This is a genomic window from Nocardia salmonicida (genome assembly GCF_036142455.1).
GTDB classification, from domain to species: domain Bacteria; phylum Actinomycetota; class Actinomycetes; order Mycobacteriales; family Mycobacteriaceae; genus Nocardia; species Nocardia salmonicida.
Window position 1 is genome coordinate 5,223,815 of record NZ_CP108014.1, and the last position, 16,365, is coordinate 5,240,179.

General features: G+C 66.9%; 15 protein-coding genes. 11 read left to right on the forward strand and 4 right to left on the reverse strand.

All coding sequences use genetic code 11. From position 1 onward, the window contains the following. Nucleotides 1-47: 47 nt before the first annotated feature. The 3 genes from OHS03_RS24625 to OHS03_RS24635 all read left to right on the forward strand — a co-directional run bounded on the left by OHS03_RS24625 (nucleotide 48) and on the right by OHS03_RS24635 (nucleotide 2,524). Nucleotides 48-1,103, forward strand: coding sequence for a Dyp-type peroxidase (locus OHS03_RS24625; protein WP_328657369.1), 1,056 nt, complete (start codon nucleotides 48-50; stop codon nucleotides 1,101-1,103). After that, on the forward strand, nucleotides 1,104-1,901 hold the full coding sequence (locus tag OHS03_RS24630; RefSeq protein WP_328657371.1) for a family 1 encapsulin nanocompartment shell protein: 798 nt from the start codon (nucleotides 1,104-1,106) through the stop codon (nucleotides 1,899-1,901). A gap of 95 nt (nucleotides 1,902-1,996) precedes the next feature. Continuing rightward, nucleotides 1,997-2,524 (forward strand): hypothetical protein, encoded by a 528-nt coding sequence (locus tag OHS03_RS24635; RefSeq protein ID WP_062987003.1) that lies wholly within the window; start codon nucleotides 1,997-1,999, stop codon nucleotides 2,522-2,524. 22 nt (nucleotides 2,525-2,546) lie between these two features. Here OHS03_RS24635 and OHS03_RS24640 read toward each other — a convergent pair whose 3' ends face one another. Beyond that, a complete protein-coding gene (locus tag OHS03_RS24640; protein ID WP_328657374.1) occupies nucleotides 2,547-3,227 on the reverse strand; it encodes a TetR/AcrR family transcriptional regulator in 681 nt (226 codons plus the stop codon). Nucleotides 3,228-3,444: 217 nt separating this feature from the next. Between OHS03_RS24640 and OHS03_RS24645 the strand changes: the two genes are divergently transcribed. The 4 genes from OHS03_RS24645 to OHS03_RS24660 all read left to right on the forward strand — a co-directional run bounded on the left by OHS03_RS24645 (nucleotide 3,445) and on the right by OHS03_RS24660 (nucleotide 8,572). Continuing rightward, nucleotides 3,445-4,983 (forward strand): amino acid permease, encoded by a 1,539-nt coding sequence (locus tag OHS03_RS24645; RefSeq protein ID WP_328657376.1) that lies wholly within the window; start codon nucleotides 3,445-3,447, stop codon nucleotides 4,981-4,983. Between the two features lie 114 nt (nucleotides 4,984-5,097). After that, a complete protein-coding gene (locus OHS03_RS24650) occupies nucleotides 5,098-5,844 on the forward strand; it encodes a DUF1989 domain-containing protein (protein WP_328657378.1) in 747 nt (248 codons plus the stop codon). Beyond that, the gene (locus tag OHS03_RS24655; RefSeq protein ID WP_328657380.1) at nucleotides 5,841-6,455 is read left to right on the forward strand and encodes an urea amidolyase associated protein UAAP2; all 615 of its coding nucleotides are present in this window, start codon (nucleotides 5,841-5,843) and stop codon (nucleotides 6,453-6,455) included. Before OHS03_RS24650 ends, OHS03_RS24655 begins: the two co-directional genes overlap by 4 nt. Continuing rightward, complete coding sequence (locus OHS03_RS24660; protein ID WP_328657381.1) at nucleotides 6,452-8,572, forward strand: 5-oxoprolinase/urea amidolyase family protein; 2,121 nt, start codon at nucleotides 6,452-6,454, stop codon at nucleotides 8,570-8,572. Before OHS03_RS24655 ends, OHS03_RS24660 begins: the two co-directional genes overlap by 4 nt. Nucleotides 8,573-8,587: 15 nt before the next feature. Here the strand turns inward: OHS03_RS24660 and OHS03_RS24665 are convergent, their stop codons facing one another. Beyond that, nucleotides 8,588-9,583: an NAD(P)-dependent alcohol dehydrogenase gene (locus OHS03_RS24665; RefSeq protein WP_328657382.1), complete on the reverse strand. Its 996-nt coding sequence runs from the start codon at nucleotides 9,581-9,583 to the stop codon at nucleotides 8,588-8,590. Between the two features lie 96 nt (nucleotides 9,584-9,679). Between OHS03_RS24665 and OHS03_RS24670 the strand changes: the two genes are divergently transcribed. Further along, the gene (locus OHS03_RS24670; RefSeq protein ID WP_328657384.1) at nucleotides 9,680-10,321 is read left to right on the forward strand and encodes a TetR/AcrR family transcriptional regulator C-terminal domain-containing protein; all 642 of its coding nucleotides are present in this window, start codon (nucleotides 9,680-9,682) and stop codon (nucleotides 10,319-10,321) included. A gap of 100 nt (nucleotides 10,322-10,421) precedes the next feature. On the opposite strand, the gene OHS03_RS24675 is transcribed toward OHS03_RS24670, so the two are convergent. Then, nucleotides 10,422-10,586, reverse strand: a complete 165-nt coding sequence (locus OHS03_RS24675; RefSeq protein ID WP_156677429.1) for a hypothetical protein — start codon at nucleotides 10,584-10,586, stop codon at nucleotides 10,422-10,424. Between the two features lie 647 nt (nucleotides 10,587-11,233). On the opposite strand from OHS03_RS24675, the gene OHS03_RS24680 reads away from it, so the two are divergent. From OHS03_RS24680 to OHS03_RS24690, 3 genes are read left to right on the forward strand one after another with little or no spacing between them, the layout of a single operon-like run. Further along, nucleotides 11,234-13,366, forward strand: a complete 2,133-nt coding sequence (locus OHS03_RS24680) for an MMPL family transporter (RefSeq protein WP_328657386.1) — start codon at nucleotides 11,234-11,236, stop codon at nucleotides 13,364-13,366. 5 nt (nucleotides 13,367-13,371) lie between these two features. Next, complete coding sequence (locus OHS03_RS24685) at nucleotides 13,372-14,517, forward strand: sensor histidine kinase (RefSeq protein WP_328657389.1); 1,146 nt, start codon at nucleotides 13,372-13,374, stop codon at nucleotides 14,515-14,517. Between the two features lies 1 nt (nucleotide 14,518). Then, entirely contained in the window at nucleotides 14,519-15,154 is a 636-nt protein-coding gene (locus tag OHS03_RS24690) for a response regulator (RefSeq protein WP_328657391.1), read from the forward strand. Between the two features lie 25 nt (nucleotides 15,155-15,179). Here OHS03_RS24690 and OHS03_RS24695 read toward each other — a convergent pair whose 3' ends face one another. After that, complete coding sequence (locus tag OHS03_RS24695; protein WP_405148528.1) at nucleotides 15,180-16,214, reverse strand: ATP-grasp domain-containing protein; 1,035 nt, start codon at nucleotides 16,212-16,214, stop codon at nucleotides 15,180-15,182. Nucleotides 16,215-16,365: the final 151 nt, after the last annotated feature.

The following is a 16,365-nucleotide window of genomic DNA, read 5'->3' on the forward strand; positions in this document are numbered from 1 at the left end:
CGAGGTGTTGATCAAACCTGTCGGTCCGGAGCCGTACTGTGGACGCCATGGGTGAGCCACAGCCGATCCTCGATCCCCTCACGCCGTCCGCGATTTTCCTTGTCGCCACCATCGACTCCGGTGGCGAATCCGCGGTCCGTGACCTCTTGGCAGACATCTCCGGATTGCGCCGTTCGATCGGATTCCGAGTACCCGGCGAAGGACTGACCTGCGTCACCTCGATCGGCTCCGCGGCCTGGGACCGGCTCTTCGTCGGCCCGAAACCCGCTGAGCTGCACGAGTTTCCCGGCTACGACGGTCCGATCCACAGCGCACCGGCCACCCCGGGCGACCTGTTCTTCCACATCAGGGGCGAGACCCAGGGCCCGTGCTTCGAACTCGCCATGGTGATCGGCGCCCGCCTCAAAGGCGCGGCGACCATCGTCGACGAGACCGTCGGCTTCCGCTATTTCGAACAGCGCGATCTACTCGGCTTCGTCGACGGCACCGAGAACCCGGAGGGCCGAGGCGCGGTCTCGGCGGCGCTGATCGGCGACGAGGACCCCGAGTTCACCGGCGGTAGCTACGTGATCGTGCAGAAGTACACCCACCCGCTCGACCAGTGGAACGCGCTGTCGATCGAGGAACAGGAGCGGGTGATCGGGCGGACCAAGCTCGCCGACTACGAACTGCCCGACGACGTGAAACCCGCCGACTCCCATGTCGCGGTGAACACCATCACCGACCCCGACGGCACCGAACGCCAGATCGTGCGCGCCAACATGCCGTTCGGCACCATCGGCACCGGCGAGTTCGGCACCTACTACGTGGGCTACGCCGCCACCCCGAGCGTCACCGAACGCATGCTCGAGCGGATGTTCCTCGGTACCGACGAGGCGGCCTACGACCGCATCCTCGACTTCTCCTCGGCCGTCACCGGCACACTCTTCTTCACTCCCACCGTGGATTTCCTCGATGACCTGCCCGACGCACCCGACGCGGCAGGCACCGAGATCGAGCCGGCGACCCTGCCGGAAATCGACCCCGTCGAACGCGCGAATGCGACGGCGGAAGCTCGCTCTGACGGCTCCCTCGCAATCGGCACGATGAAAAGGAGTATCTGAATGAACAACCTGCATCGCGAACTGGCGCCGATCACCGGCGAAGCCTGGTCGCAGATCGAGGAGGAGGCGACCCGCACGTTCAAGCGCAATATCGCGGGCCGCCGGGTGGTCGATGTGTCGGGACCGCACGGTTTCGACTTCTCGGCCCGCAACCTCGGCCGGGTCACCGCGATCGACTCGCCCGACGACGGCGTGCAGGCCCGTCAGCGCGCAATCCAACCGGTGATCGAGCTGCGGGTGCCGTTCACCCTGCAGCGCGCCGAACTCGACGACATCGCGCGCGGAGCGGACGACGCCGATTTCGACAACCTCAAGGACGCCGCGCAGAAAATCGCCTTCGCCGAAGACCGGGCGATCTTCGAGAGCTACGCCGCGGCGGCCATCACCGGTATCCGTGAGGCCTCCTCGAACCCTCCCGTCGCCCTCCCGAGCAATGTCGTCGACATTCCCGATGCCATCTCGCATGCCCTCACTGGCCTGCGCCTGGCCGGCGTCCAGGGCCCGTACTCGGTGGTGCTCAGCGCCGAGCTGTACACCCAGGTCAGCGAGACCTCCGATCACGGTCACCCGATCCGGACCCACATCGAGCGGCTGATCGACGGCGAGATCATCTGGGCGCCGGCGATTTCCGGCGGTTTCGCGCTCACCACCCGCGGCGGCGACTTCGAGCTCGCGCTCGGTCAGGACCTGTCGATCGGCTATCTCAGTCACGATGCCGAGACCGTGCAGCTGTACTTCCAGGAGACCTTCACCTTCGTCGTCGAGACCTCGGAGGCGGCGGTGTCGCTCGGCTCGTGAACCCGCGGCGGTGCGCACCGCTAGGGTGAGCCACGAATCGTGATTCGCCGATCGGCGCGAGCATCGGGCCCGGCGAGCTGGAGAGGGAGGTCCGCATGTCGGTCGTGCGTGCCGGTGTGGTGTCCACCAGGCGGAGCCTGTTCTATTGCTTGATCGGAGTCCTGGTCACCACGGGCGTCGTCGGGTTGTTCCTGGCGATGTTCGGGGTGAATCGGGTGGTCACCGGATTACTGGTCGGGGCGGTCGGCGGGTTCGCGGTGGGCGTCGCGCTGTTCGTCCGTGACGTGATCGAACTGCACGAGCACGCGATCTACACGCGGACCCCGTTCCGCTCGTCGACGGTGCTGTGGGACCGCGTCGTCGCGGGCCGCTTCACCCTCGACGAGCACGCGCGTTGGGCACTGGCGTTGGACCTCGACGGCGAGTCGGCCGACGAGCTCGTGCTGCTGTCGATCCCGCCGGTGATCCGGCCCGTCACCGGCGCCTACGACATGCGCAAGCGCGAACAGGTGAGCGAGATCAGGGAGATGCTGCGTGCCAAGCGCATCCCGATCACGGTGTTGCCCGAGATCGCCGGTGCGCTCAACCAGCATTGGCAGATCGCCCCACCGACCAGTCGCTGACCCGGCTATCGGTCGGCGGCCATCACGCAGGTGGGCTGCCGCCGAGCTCGTCGAGCCGGGTGAGTAGTGCGTTCGCCGCGGCACGCACCGCACCGATATCACCGCGGTGCCCCACGATCCGCACAACGCCGTCCGGGATGACGCGCTCGGCGTCCACGCCCACGGCTCCTTCGTCGTATCTGATCGCGATCACCGTCTCGACCAGCCGAAACGGCAGAATCCGCGCCTCATCGGTTTCACCGGCAGCCGTCGACGACTCGGCGGCGAGGCGCTCGTAGTGCCCGCGTAGCTCGTCACGACGACGCCGGAACGCGACGAAACGTTCGGTCCGCAACTCGGGCAGCAGATACAGCGCCCCCAGATTCCAGCGCGCCGTGCGCAATTGGCGCACATCGAACAGCGCCAGCGCGTAGAGCTGAGTCACCGCGTCGTCCGGTTCGGTCATCATCCGTTGCGCCAGCTCGACCGGCCCCGCCACGGTTTCCGCCAGCAGCGCGTCGAGGATGTCGTCCTTGGCCGCGAAGTGGTGATACAGCGACGCCTGGCGGATCCCGACCGCGTCGGCCACCGCCCGCGTCGAGGTGTTGGCATACCCCTTGGTCGTGAAGAGCTCCGCCGCCGCGTCGAGGATCTCCGCGCGCGGCGTAGTTCCCTGTCTGCGCCGCTGTTCCAGCCGGGGACGCCCGGGACCGAGATTCGCCACACCGGAGATTCTGTCATCGGGTGACGACCTGCACCGCAGCGGGCAGCTCACCAGCGAGGATGCCGGACGGTCGAATTTCTGTCATTTGACAGAAACTCAGGCAACACAGAAGTTACCGCGGGCCGCGCAGTCGATACACGCACGACACCGTTCGAGCGATCAGGCGCGCAAAACTATCGACTGATAGATATTGGCCGCACCGCTGAAGGACACCGACATGGCCACGACCCTCGAATCCCCCGCCGCCCCAGCCGAACTCGTCCGCGACAGCGCCGATCTGGCAGCTTTCGGATATCAACCGGTCCTGCACCGCAAACTGGGGCGCTACGCGTCCTTCGCGGCAGGTTTCTCGTTCGTCTCCATCCTCACCACGATTTTCCAGTTCTTCGGCTTCGGCTATTCGTTCGGCGGCGCCGCCTTCTTCTGGACGTGGCCGCTCGTGTTCGCGGGCCAGTTCCTGGTCGCGCTGAACTTCGCCGAGCTCGCCGCCCGGTACCCGATCTCCGGCTGTATCTATCAGTGGTCTCGTCGCCTGGCGGGCGGGATGATCGGCTGGTTCGCCGGTTGGATGATGGTGATCGCCCAGGTCGTCACCGCCGCCGCGGCCGCCATTGCACTCCAGGTGGTCCTGCCCTCGATCTGGAGCGGATTCCAGCTCATCGGCACCGACACCGCGCTCACCTCCCGCGACGGTGCGATGAACGCCGTACTGCTCGGCAGCGTGCTGCTCGTCGTCACCACCACCATCAACGTGATCGGCATCGACTTGATGTCGAAGATCAACTCGATCGGCGTCACCGTCGAGATCGTCGGCGTGCTGGCGATCATCGCACTGTTCTTCGTCAATACCGAGCGCGGCCCCGATGTGGTGTTCCAGACCGACCAGGCCTCGCCCGGCCCGTACTGGGCGGCGTTCCTGGTCTCGGGTCTGATGGCCGCCTATGTGATGGTCGGATTCGATTCCGCCGGTGAGCTTTCCGAGGAGACCAAGAACCCGCGCAAGGTCGCGCCGCGCACCATCCTGCTCGCCCTGGCCGTCTCGGCGCTGGGCGGCGGCCTCATGCTGATCGGCGCGCTGATGGCGGCGCCGAGTCTGACCGACGGCGAATTGTCCACCGGCGGGCTGGCTTACGTCATCACCTCGAAGCTGAACAGCCCGGCAGGCTCGGTGCTGCTCGGCTGCGTCGCGGTCGCGGTGATCGTCTGCACCCTCGCGATCCAGACCGCGGGCTCACGCCTGATGTTCTCGATGGCCCGCGACGGCAAGCTGCCCTTCGCCAAGGCCCTCTCGACCGTGCACCCCCGCTTCGGCACCCCTGTGTGGCCGGCCGTCGCGATCGGCGCTCTCGGCATCGGCCTGCTGGTACTGAACCTGGGCAACCCCGCGATCTTCGCCACCCTGGCCAGCGTCTGCATCGTCAGCCTGTATCTGGCCTACCTGCTGGTCACCGTGCCGCTGCTGCTCCGCCGCATTCAGGGCTTGCCCGCCCCCGATGACAAAACCCTGTTCCATCTCGGCCGCTGGGGCATCCCGGTCAACGCGCTCGCCGTCGTGTGGGGCATCGCCATGGTCATCAATCTGGCCTGGCCCCGCCCTGAGGTCTACACCCCCGCGGGCGGCAGTTGGTGGCAGCTCTGGGCAGGCCCACTGTCGGTGGCCGTCATCCTCACTGTCGGCGCGGTCGTCTACCGCTTCGTGGTCGCGACCCCGAAGGGCGCCGAGCCCGAGGCCGAAATAGCTCCCGCGACAGCGTGATCCGGTTTCGCGGCGGGTGCGGCGAGTACGCATCCGCCGCGCGAAACCACCCTGCTCGCACCACGAGCTCGCCCATCGTCCCCGTTCGTCAACCCACTCGCCGAGGAGTAATCGATGACGAGTACCCAATCCACCGACGGCGCCCGCGCCCACGCGCGCGCCCAGGCCGCGGCAGCAACCCCAGCTCGTCCCGAGACACCGCACGGCATCGATCCCGCCACGGTCGTTGTCGCACAACGCATCCCCTCGGGCGGCTACGCGAACGTCGTCCTCGGCCGCGGCACCCGAGTGCGCCTCACCGACCCCGCAGGCACCACCTGCGCCCACCTGTTCCTGCTGCGCGCCGAATCACCGTGGGAACGGCTGAATGTCGCCGACACCGTGAAGGTCCCCTGGCAGGCGTACCTGAGCGCGGGCCATCCACTGCTCTCCGACCAGGGCAGAGTCCTGGCGACCGTGCTCACCGATACCTCCGGCCACCACGACACCCTGTGCGGCCCAACCACCGACGGCCGCCACCAGCTTCATCTCGCCGCCGCCAAACAGGGCCTCGAACCCCGCGACATCGGCCCCTCCATCGCGCTGTTCCGCGGCGCTCGCGTAGCACCGAACGGCGCGATCGAGTCGACCGGCAACGGTGACGTGGGCGCCACCATCGACCTGATCGTCCATCTACCGGTGACTCTCCTGGTGGCCAACGCCCCCCACCCCCTCGACGACCGCCCCACCGGCGACCTCGACCTCCTCGCCTGGTCCGCGCCCGCCGACCGCGCCACCAACGACGACCCCGAATACCGACGGGCCGTGGAGAACACCGAAGCCGCCTGGACGGCCGCACTGAACACGGAGGTTCCGGCATGACCGCCACCCGCACCGTCGTCCTCGACGAAACCGTTCCCGCCCAGGCGCCGTGGTCGGCGATCGTCCGCGCGGGCGACCACCTCGACATCATCGACCTGCACGGCAACCAGGCCGTCGACTGCCTGCTCTATTCCGCTGCCGACCGCACCGACCGCTACAGCGCCCAGGCCACCGTCGCCGCCCAGCGCAATATCTTCCTCACCACCGGCAGCATCCTGCGCACCGAAGGCGGCACGCCCCTGATGACGGTGGTCGCCGACGAGGTCGGCAACCACGACACCATCGCGGGCGCCTGCTCCCAGGAATCCAACACCCTGCGCTACGGGCACCACACCCGCCACCAGCACGCCTGCGTGGAGAACTTCCTCACCGCCGCCCTCGAATGGGGCCTTGGCAAGCGCGACCTGGTCTCCAATATCAACTGGTTCATGAACGTCCCCGTCGAATCCGACGGCACCCTCGGCATCGTCGACGGACTCTCCGCCCCCGGTAAGAGACTCACCCTCCGCGCCGAGATCGACACCCTGGTCCTAGTCTCCAACTGCCCCCAGATCAACAACCCCTGCAACGGTTTCGACCCGACCCCGGTCCGCATGGTGGTGACCCGATGAGCCTCACCGACACCCGCGTCGACGACGCTCCTTCCGCCGCCTTCGCTACGACTTCGGGAGTGTCGGCTACCACGTCCACGGCAGTCGTCACCACGGTTGCGCCTTCCCCCTCGCAGCGGCACATCGATGTCGTGCGGCCCGGAATGCAGACCACCATCCAGGACTGGCCGGGTCGAATCGGCTACTGGCACATCGGCGTTCCGCCGTCGGGCCCGATGGACGACCTGTCGTTCCGCCTCGGCAACCGAGTGCTCGGCAACCCAGAAGGCGCGGCCGGGCTGGAGTGCACGCTGGGCGGGCCCGCAGTGCGGTTCTCGGCCCCCACGTGGGTGTGTGTCACCGGCGCGGTCGCCGATGTCCGGGTGGACGGCATCCCGGTCGAGCAGTGGCGCACCGTCGAGGTGCCGGCGGGCGGCGTGCTCGATGTCGGCGCGATCCGTGGCCCCGGCATGCGGACCTACATCCTGATCTCGGGCGGCATCGAGGTCGACGAATTCCTCGGCAGCGCGGCGACATTCACCCTCGGCAAGTTCGGCGGCGGTACCGGTGCGGCCCTGCGCGCCGACGAATCGCTCACGCTGGGCACACCGTCGACCCGCCTCGCCCCCGCCGTCCCGATGGCCGACCAGCCCGCCTTCGCCCACCGTTGGGAACTCGCCGTCACCGAAGGTCCACACGGCGCACCGGAGTTCTTCACCCGCAACGACTTCGACACCATCGTCGGTACCGACTACGAAGTCCACTTCAACTCCGATCGCACCGGCGTCCGGCTCATCGGCCCGAAGCCCGAGTGGGCCCGCACCGACGGCGGCGAAGCGGGCCTGCATCCGTCGAACATCCACGACAACGCGTACACCATCGGCGCCCTCGACTTCACCGGCGACACCCCGATCCTGCTCGGACCGGACGGCCCCAGCCTCGGCGGATTCGTCTGCCCGGTCACCGTAGTCGCCGCCGATCGTTGGAAACTCGGCCAGCTCACCCCGGGCGACAAGGTTCGCTTCGTCCCCATCCGCTCCGAACATGCAGCTCCCGCACAAGAACTCGGTGCCCGCCGACGCGCCGCGTTCGGCACCGTTCTCTCAGCAGGCCGCGACGGCGACGACGGCATCCTGCGCCGTACCGAGGTCGACGACGAAACCGGCGTGACCTACCGACGACAAGGCGATGACGGCGTACTCGTCGAATACGGGACGCTCACCTTGGATCTCGGCCTCCGCGCCCGAGTCCACGCCCTGCACCAGCACCTCATCGCGATCGGGCTGCGCGGCGTCATCGAGCTCACCCCCGGAATCCGTTCCCTCCAGATCAGGGTCGATCCGGCCGTCCTGCCGATTCCCCGCCTGCTCGACCTCCTCGCCGAAGCCGAAGCGCAACTACCGAATTCCGACCAACTGGTGGTCCCGAGCCGCACAGTCCATCTCCCGCTGTCCTGGGACGACCCCGCCACCAGGGAAGCGATCACCCGCTACATGCACGGTGTCCGCGCCGATGCCCCGTGGTGCCCGTGGAACATCGAGTTCATCCGCCGCATGAACGGCCTCCCCTCCGTCGACGACGTCTACAAGACCGTTTTCGACGCCGAGTACCTGGTCCTCGGCCTCGGCGATGTCTACCTGGGCGCCCCCGTAGCCACCCCCACCGATCCTCGCCACCGCCTCGTCACCACCAAATACAACCCTGCCCGCACCTGGACGCCTGAGAACGCGGTCGGCATCGGCGGCGCCTACCTGTGCATCTACGGCATGGAAGGCCCCGGCGGCTACCAATTCGTCGGCCGCACCACCCAGGTCTGGAACCACCGAGCCCGCCCCGTCGGCACCGCCGGACCCGGCGTGGACCGCTTCTCCACCGATGCCGAAACACCCTGGCTCCTGCGCTATTTCGATCGCATTCGCTGGCACCCGGTGGAGGCGGAGGAATTGCTCGACCTGCGCGCGGATTTCGCCGCGGGCAAGGTGGACATCACCACCGAGGACGGTGACTTCCGCCTCGCCGACTACCGCAAGTTCCTGGCGGACAACGACGATTCCATCTCCGACTTCCGCGCACTCCAAGCCGATGCCTTCGCCGAGGAGCGTCAATCCTGGCGCACCGCAGGAGAACTCACCGACTGACGACAGCTGGGGCGCTCATGCGACGAGAACGGTCTTTCCCGAGGCATGTCCCTGTTCGAAGGCCGCGATGGCCAGTGCCGTGTCGGACAACGGGAACTGTCGCTCGATCACGGGTCGCAAGCTTCCGCCGACAGCCAACCCGGCCAGATATTCCAGGTCAGCGGCAGCGGGTCGCATGAGCAGAGCCTTCAGGGTCTGCCGTGCGAACAGGTCGGTGAGCGCCACCTGACTCAGCCATCGGATCGGGCCGAACCAGTTGTTGCCCGGCGCGGCGGCAGAGGAGATGAAGACGCCGTCAGCGGCCAGCACTCGGCGGATCTCCCGTAGTTCGCGGTTGCCCGCGAGGTCGAAGATCACGTCGTAGGGCACCTCCGCACGAGTGAAATCGTCAGCGGTGTAGTCGATTACGACGTCCGCGCCGATGTCGCGCACCATCTCGATGTGCCGGGTACTGCACACCGCCGTCACGTGCGCGCCGAGCACTTTCGCGATCTGCACCGCGAAACTACCGACCCCACCGGACGCGCCGTTTATCAGCACCCGGTGCCCTGGCCCGACCTTGCCGATGTCGCGCAGACCCTGCAATGCCGTCATGCCCGAATCAGGCATCGCCGCCGCCTCTTCCATGCTCAACGCAGCGGGAACAACGGCGAACGCACCCGCGTCGGCACAGACGTACTCCGCGAACGCGCCGCTGGGGACCTCACCGAAGACCCGATCACCAACCCGAAGATCGGTCACCGAGCCACCGACGGAGACCACCTCGCCCGCCAGGTTCTGCCCGATCATCCGATGCTTGGGCCTGCGCAATCCGAACCCGAGACGCAGCAGATACGGCGTCCCGTTGAGCAGATGCAGGTCGCCACTGCACAGCGACGCCGCCCGCACCCGGACCACCACATCCCGATCCCCTGGCGTCGGCCGCGGCACGACCTCGGCCCGCAACACCTCACCCCCGCCGTACCGGGGCGCGATCCAGGCGGTCATCGACGTCGTATCCACATCGGTCATGAGAACTGTCCCTCGCCTCGCACTTACAGCGTAAGTTTCTACTGCGAGACGCTACGCTTACGCCGTAAGTAGGTCAAGGCAACAGTCAGGAGCCCCATGCCGCCGCGCACCCCACTTACCAGGGAACGAGTCCTGCGTGCCGCCATCGCGCTCGCCGACCAGCAGGGCCTGGCCGCCCTGTCGATGCGCAACCTCGCCAAGGCCGTCGGTGTGGAAGCCATGTCGCTGTACAACCACGTCGCCAACAAGGACGACCTCTACGACGGCATCATCGACCTGGTGGTCGCGGAGATCTACGTCCCCCGGGCGGGCGGCGACTGGCGGGCGGAACTGCGCCACCGCGCCACCTCCGCTCACGAGGTCCTGCTGAACCACCGCTGGGCCACCGGCCTGCTCGGCTCCCGCATCAACGTCGGCCCGGCCATGCTCGGCTACATCGACGCCACCCTCGGCTGCCTGATCACCGCGGGCTTCACCTACGAACAGGCCGATCGGGCCTGGAATGCCATGGACAGCCACATCTACGGCTTCACCATCCAGGCCATCAACTTCCCGCTCGACCCCTCCGAATACGCCTCCGCCGCAGCACAATTCCTCCCGCTCATCCCCACCGAGACCCATCCCCACATGCACGCGCTGGCCGCTCTCGTCATCACCGGAGCACACTCCGGCGCGGCTGATTTCACCTTCGGCCTCGATCTACTTCTCGAGGGGTTCGCCGGACTGCTGCCCCGCTGACAACGGAGCGGGATCCACCGATCGGTGGATCCCGCTCCGTTATCGACTTGTTATCCGAGCTACAGACGGCGGGAAACCAATAGATCAACGCCGGATGCGATCAGAAACAGATTTCCACGCTGCCCACCGGGAAGCAGATCCCCACTGATCCAACTTCTGATGCCTGCGGCGCAGGCGCGGCGGCAGAGGCCACCGGAGCGGCGACAGCGCCAAGAGCCAGAACGATGGCGGCCGCGGCGGCTGCCTTGCTCATCTTCACGGACATAGGGGAATCCTTCCCTCGGGTGAACTCGGATTGTTCTTAGCTGCGCGCCCCCTCAGTGTTCGCCGCCGAGAGGGTTAATTCCAGACAAGAAAGCATCACGTCGGGCGTAGCGGTGTCGCGGAACTGTCACTTTCGCCATTCGACGGTCACCCCCCCAAAAGCCCCCATGCTGTGAAGTCGACGGTTTTCCCGGCGTGACGCCGGAAAACCGAGTGTTACCACTTAGTGACCTTCGCACCACCGAATTCACCGTTCCGGAACGTGGCCAGAGGTTTATCCACAAGGGAAATGGACCAACCGTCCCAGTTATTCACATGCGCCCATGATCCGGTAGCTGCCGAACCTGAATATTCGTCGATAGTCATTGGGCCACAACCAGTTATGCACATTCGTGCACTCGACACCGAACCGCATCGGCAGCCGTCCTCAACGGAGGCCGAGCAGAGTTTGCGCGATATGATGCAATTCGCACAAATATTCGGCGTGCGCGGCGTGGCTGATTTCACCTTTCGTCCTCGATCTATTTCTCCAGGGGTTGGCCGTCCACTCTCCCGCTGACAACGGCACGGTGTCCACCGATCGGTGGACACGAAGTTCGACCGGTCGATGCTGTCTGCGACACCGGTCTCCCGAGCAGCATTGACGACATGCGAAATCGCTCGGTATCGATCGCCGTTGCCAGCGCACGCCATCCGTGGCGCGCCATAGTCGGCTGGTTCGTCTTCGTCGCGTTATGCGCCGGAATCGGCGCCGGAATCGGCGGGAAACCCGCAGCCACCGAGGATTTCTGGATCGGCGAGGCGGGCCGCGGTGAGGCGATCGCGACCTCGGGTGGGCTACAGCAGGTGCCGATGGAACGGGTGCTGATCACCGGCGGAGGAGCCGCCGCCGACAGTGCCGCTCGAGAGATCACCAACCGGATGCTCGCATTGCCCGAGGTCGAATCCGTGGCTGCGCCGGTGCGTTCACTCGACGGCACGTCGATGCGCGTCGACGTGACCATGGCGGGCGCGGAGCTCGATGCCAAGAAGCATGTGGCCGTGCTTCGCGAGCACACCGGTCAGGTACAGCGGGCGTACCCGGACCTACGGGTCGAGCAGACCGGCGGCCCCTCCATCAGCAGCGGCGTCGAAGCCTTGCGCGGGCGCGATCTGGCGAGAACCGAGTTGATCGCGCTGCCGATCACCCTGATCACCCTGCTCGTCGTGTTCCGTTCGGCGGCAATGGCTCTGGTGCCGTTGCTGCTGGCGATATCGTCCATCGTCGCGGCGATCGGGCTGTCGCTGCCCGCCTCACATCTGTTCCCCGACAACGGAGTCGGCACCAACATCATCCTGCTGATCGGGATGGCGGTCGGCGTCGACTACACCCTGTTCTATCTGAAACGGGCGCGCGAGGAGCGGGCCCGCGCGGGCAGCTCGCTCAGTTCACGGGCGCTGGTGGAACTGGCCGCGGCGACCTCCGGGCGCGCGGTGGTGGTCTCCGGTATCGCCGTCGCTGTCTCGAGCGCGACGATGTATCTCGCCGACGACGTGGTCTTCTCCTCGATCGCGACCGCCGCGATTCTCGTCACCCTGGTCGCGGTGACCAGCTCGCTCACCGCGCTGCCCGCCCTGCTGACAGTTCTGACCGATCGAGCCGAGCGCCGTACGGCACGCAAGCCGTCGAAACCGCAGCGAGAGAGCATCGGTCGGCTCACCGGCTCCCTGCTGCGACTGACCGCCGCACGCCCGGTAGCCGCACTGACCATCTCGGTACTTGCCATGCTCACGCTCACCGCGCCGCTGCTCGGCCTCGAACTCACCGACATGGGCCGCGAGACCCATCCACGCTCCATCCCCGCCATGCAGACGTTCGATCGACTCACTACCGCCTTCCCCCAGCTGAAGTCGATGCACCAGGTCGTGGTGGCGGCCGAGCCGACGCGCGCCGACGACGTCACCGACGCGCTGCGCGCACTGGCCCGACGAGCCGAGTCCGATCCCGCCCTCGCGGGCGAGACCGAACTGCGCACCTCCCCCGACGGCCGGGTCAGCCTGCTGGAACTGCCGGTCCTGCACCACGTCGGCGACGATGCGGCCCAACAGTCACTCGAACGCCTCCGCACGGACTACCTACCGGCAACCGTCGGGCTCCTGTCCGGAGTGGACTACGCGGTGACCGGTGATGTCGCTCGCTATGCCGACTACCCGCGTCACCAGGAACAGAAGCTGCCTCTGATCATCGCGACGTTGCTGCTGGTGACGTTCGTCCTGACCGTCCTGACATTTCGCTCCGTGGTTCTCGGACTGATCGGTGTCGGGCTGAATCTGCTCTCGGCGGGCGCATCGCTCGGCCTGTTGACCGCGGTCTTCCAGCACACCTGGGCCGAGGGCCTGCTCGATTTCCATTCGACCGGCTCGATCGGCTCCCGAGTCCCCCTGCTGCTGTTCGTGATCCTGTTCGGACTGTCGATGGACTACCAGGTTTTCGTACTCAGCCGCATCAGCGAGCTCGCACGCGCCGGCATGCCGACCCGCCAGGCCGTGCTCGAGGGTGTCGGCGGTTCGGCGAGCGCGGTGACCAGCGCCGCGTTCGTCATGGTCACGGTGTTCGCCAGCTTCGTTCCGCTGCACATCATGGAGATGAAACAGATGGGCTTCGCCCTCGCGGCGGCGGTCCTGCTCGACGCGTTCGTGATCCGGATCGTGATCCTGCCCGCGGTATTGCTGCTGCTGGGTGATCGCACCTGGTGGCCCGCCCGCCCCGCCGTCACCGCCGAGCCGGTGAAAGTAGGCTGAGCGGAATGGAGCAGAGGCCGACCCGGACGCAGATTCTGCGCCGGTGGTATGCCGGATGTTGGGTGCTGTTCGGCCTCGGTCCGCCGGTGATCGCGGTGCACGATCGCACCGATCCGACGAAGTACTCGACGTGGATCCTGATCACGGCGCTGGCCGCGAGCTATGTGGCGCTGACTACCTTTCCGCGCAACCGCATGGTCGGGACCACCAGCTTCCTCTGCCTGCTGGTCGCCGTCCTCGGCGTGACGGCGATCCTGCTCGAGGGCGGCGCGGCATTCTTCATCGTCTCGATTCCGCTGTTCTGGATCTACACGCCGACGCCGCGCCGCGCGATCGGCTTCCTCAGCGCGGCGGCGGTCGCCACCCTCATCGGGAACCTCACCGGACCGATCTTCTCTCCTGGCAATGCCACTTTCACCCTGCTCGGATACGCGGGCGGCGTCCTGCTCGGGCTGTGGATGGACCAGGTGATCAGACAGGGCGCGGAACGCACTCGGATACTCGGCGCCGAGCTGGAACGCACCCGATCGGATCTCGCCGCTGCCCACCAGCGGCAAGGCGCGGCCGAGGAACGCGAACGGATCGCCCGCGAAATCCACGACACCCTCGCCCAGGGCTTCGCCTCCATCGTCGTGCTGGCCGAGGCCGCCCGCGACGGCATCGGCGCCGATCCGGCGGCCACCGCCAAACAGCTGTTGTCCATCGAGCGCACCGCCCGCGAGAACCTCACCGAGGCAAGGGTTCTGGTCGGCGAAAGTCCCGCGGACAGCGGTGGAATCGCCCAGACGCTGCGCCGGGTCCTCGATAGATTCGCCGAAGACACCGGGCTGATCGTGCACGCCGAACTCGCGGACATCGTGTGCGACCAACCCGCGAGAATCGGGCTGCTGCGCTGCACGCAGGAATCCCTGGCCAACGTGAGCAAGCACGCGAAGGCGAGCACCGTCGGCGTCGTTCTCTCCCCCACCGACGCCGGTCTGGAACTCGAAATCACCGACGACGGGATCGGTTTCACGCCGCAGCAGGCCCGCGGTTTCGGCCTGAACGGGATGCGCAACCGGATCACCGAACTGGGTGGGGAATTCGCCGTCACCAGCTCACCCGGCGAGGGCACCAGGATCTTCGCCCTCCTCCCGACCGGGCGGAGCTGACGTGACCGAGCCCCTTCGCCTGATCCTGGCCGACGATCACGTCGTGATGCGCTCGGGCCTCGTCGCGCTGCTACAGGCCGAACCGTCCATCCAGATCGTCGGCGAGGCGGACGACGGCGCTCGAGCCATCGACCTCGCCGAATCCCTGTCCCCGGACGTAGCGATCCTCGATCTGCGGATGCCGGTCCTGGACGGCGTGGCGGCCACCCGAGAAATCGTGCGCCGCACCGGAACCCGCGTGCTGATCCTCACCACCTACGACACCGACGTCGATATCGAACGCGCCATCGAAGCCGGTGCCATCGGCTATCTCCTCAAGGACACCACCCGCGATCAACTCGTCGACGCCATCCACTCCGCCGCCCGCGGCCAGACCGTCCTCGCGCCCCGGGTCGCCGAACGCCTGGCCGCCCGGATCCGCCGTCCCGACCCGATCACTGTGACCCCCAGGGAGATCGAGGTCCTGCGCGCGGTCGCCGACGGCCTGTCCAACCCCGAGATCGGCAGACGCCTCGTCATCGCCGAAGCCACAGTCAAAACCCATCTACTCCGCATCTTCGCCAAACTCGACGTCAACGACCGCACCCACGCTGTCATCGTCGCCATGAACCGTGGACTGTTCACCACCGGCGACTGATCCGAACTCACTGTGCCGCCAGCGATCAACCGGGTACCAGGTCCGCACTCCTGCGCACCGCACCGGGCAGGTGACCATCCAACTGCGGCACGACCTCCATGACCGCTTCCGCCACGGCGAGACAGGCGCCCAGTCGCGGCGGCTTCCGCAATCCCGAATCACCTTGCAGCAGTAGCCGAACCGCGGCCCACGGCAGATTCACATCGGCGAAGGACGTGTGGAACAGGCCCGCCGAGGGTCGCGGATTCACCTCGAGAAGCACCGGTTCGCCACCGCGATAGCGCAATTGAACATTCGTCAGGAAGGCCAGTTCGAAGTGCCGTACGAGCCGGCGTGCGATATCGACCACGGTGGGATCGTCGAGCAGCATACGGAAACGCCCCTGCTTGGCCCGCGGAATCCCCATCAGCAGTTCGCCTCCCGGAGCCGAGAGACAGTCGATGCTGATCTCCGGACCTTCGAGAAACGGCATCACGAGCAGCGGCAGCACGGGTTCCCCGTCCTGCGCCGCCCGCCGCATCGCCCCCGCGATCGCCTCGACCGAGGCCACCGGCCGGGGCGCCACCCGCAGGTTAGCCATGGTCAGCGGGCGGTCGTCCAGGATGCGGAACCCGAACGCCGAATACTCACCGCTCGGCTTGACGCACAGCGTCTCCCCGGTGAGCGACAACTCGTCGACGGCCGAGCAGAACTCGTCGGCGTCACTCACCTCGCGCCACGGCGGCACGGGAATGCCCGCGGCACCGGCGATCTCGTAGGTGAGCACCTTGCTGGTCAGCGCCGTCACCGCCGACAACGGCGAACACATCACACTGGTACCGACCGCCGCGAAGTCCGCCACCCGACCCGCGAGCGCGTCGAGGCGGCGCGGCGGGATGAGCACGTCGATGCGGTGCATCCGACAGAAGTCGAGCGCGAACTGCGCGTACTCCTCGTTGCTCGCGTACCGAGGTTCGACCGCCGACACATCACACACCGAGAGAGCAGCCGCACTCGGATCCACATTGCTGGCATAAATTGTGACATCGACCCCGTCGGGGTTCTCCCGCAGCAACCGCATGACCTGAACGGTCGCCGCCCCCGCACTGCTCAGCCAAATCCGAAGCGTAATACCAACCGCTCCCTTCCTGTTTCCCGTAGAGAACCCGGACCATATCCCGGTTCTGCTTCAGGCACATTTCGACAGGAAGGACTTCACGTCACAGGCCGTA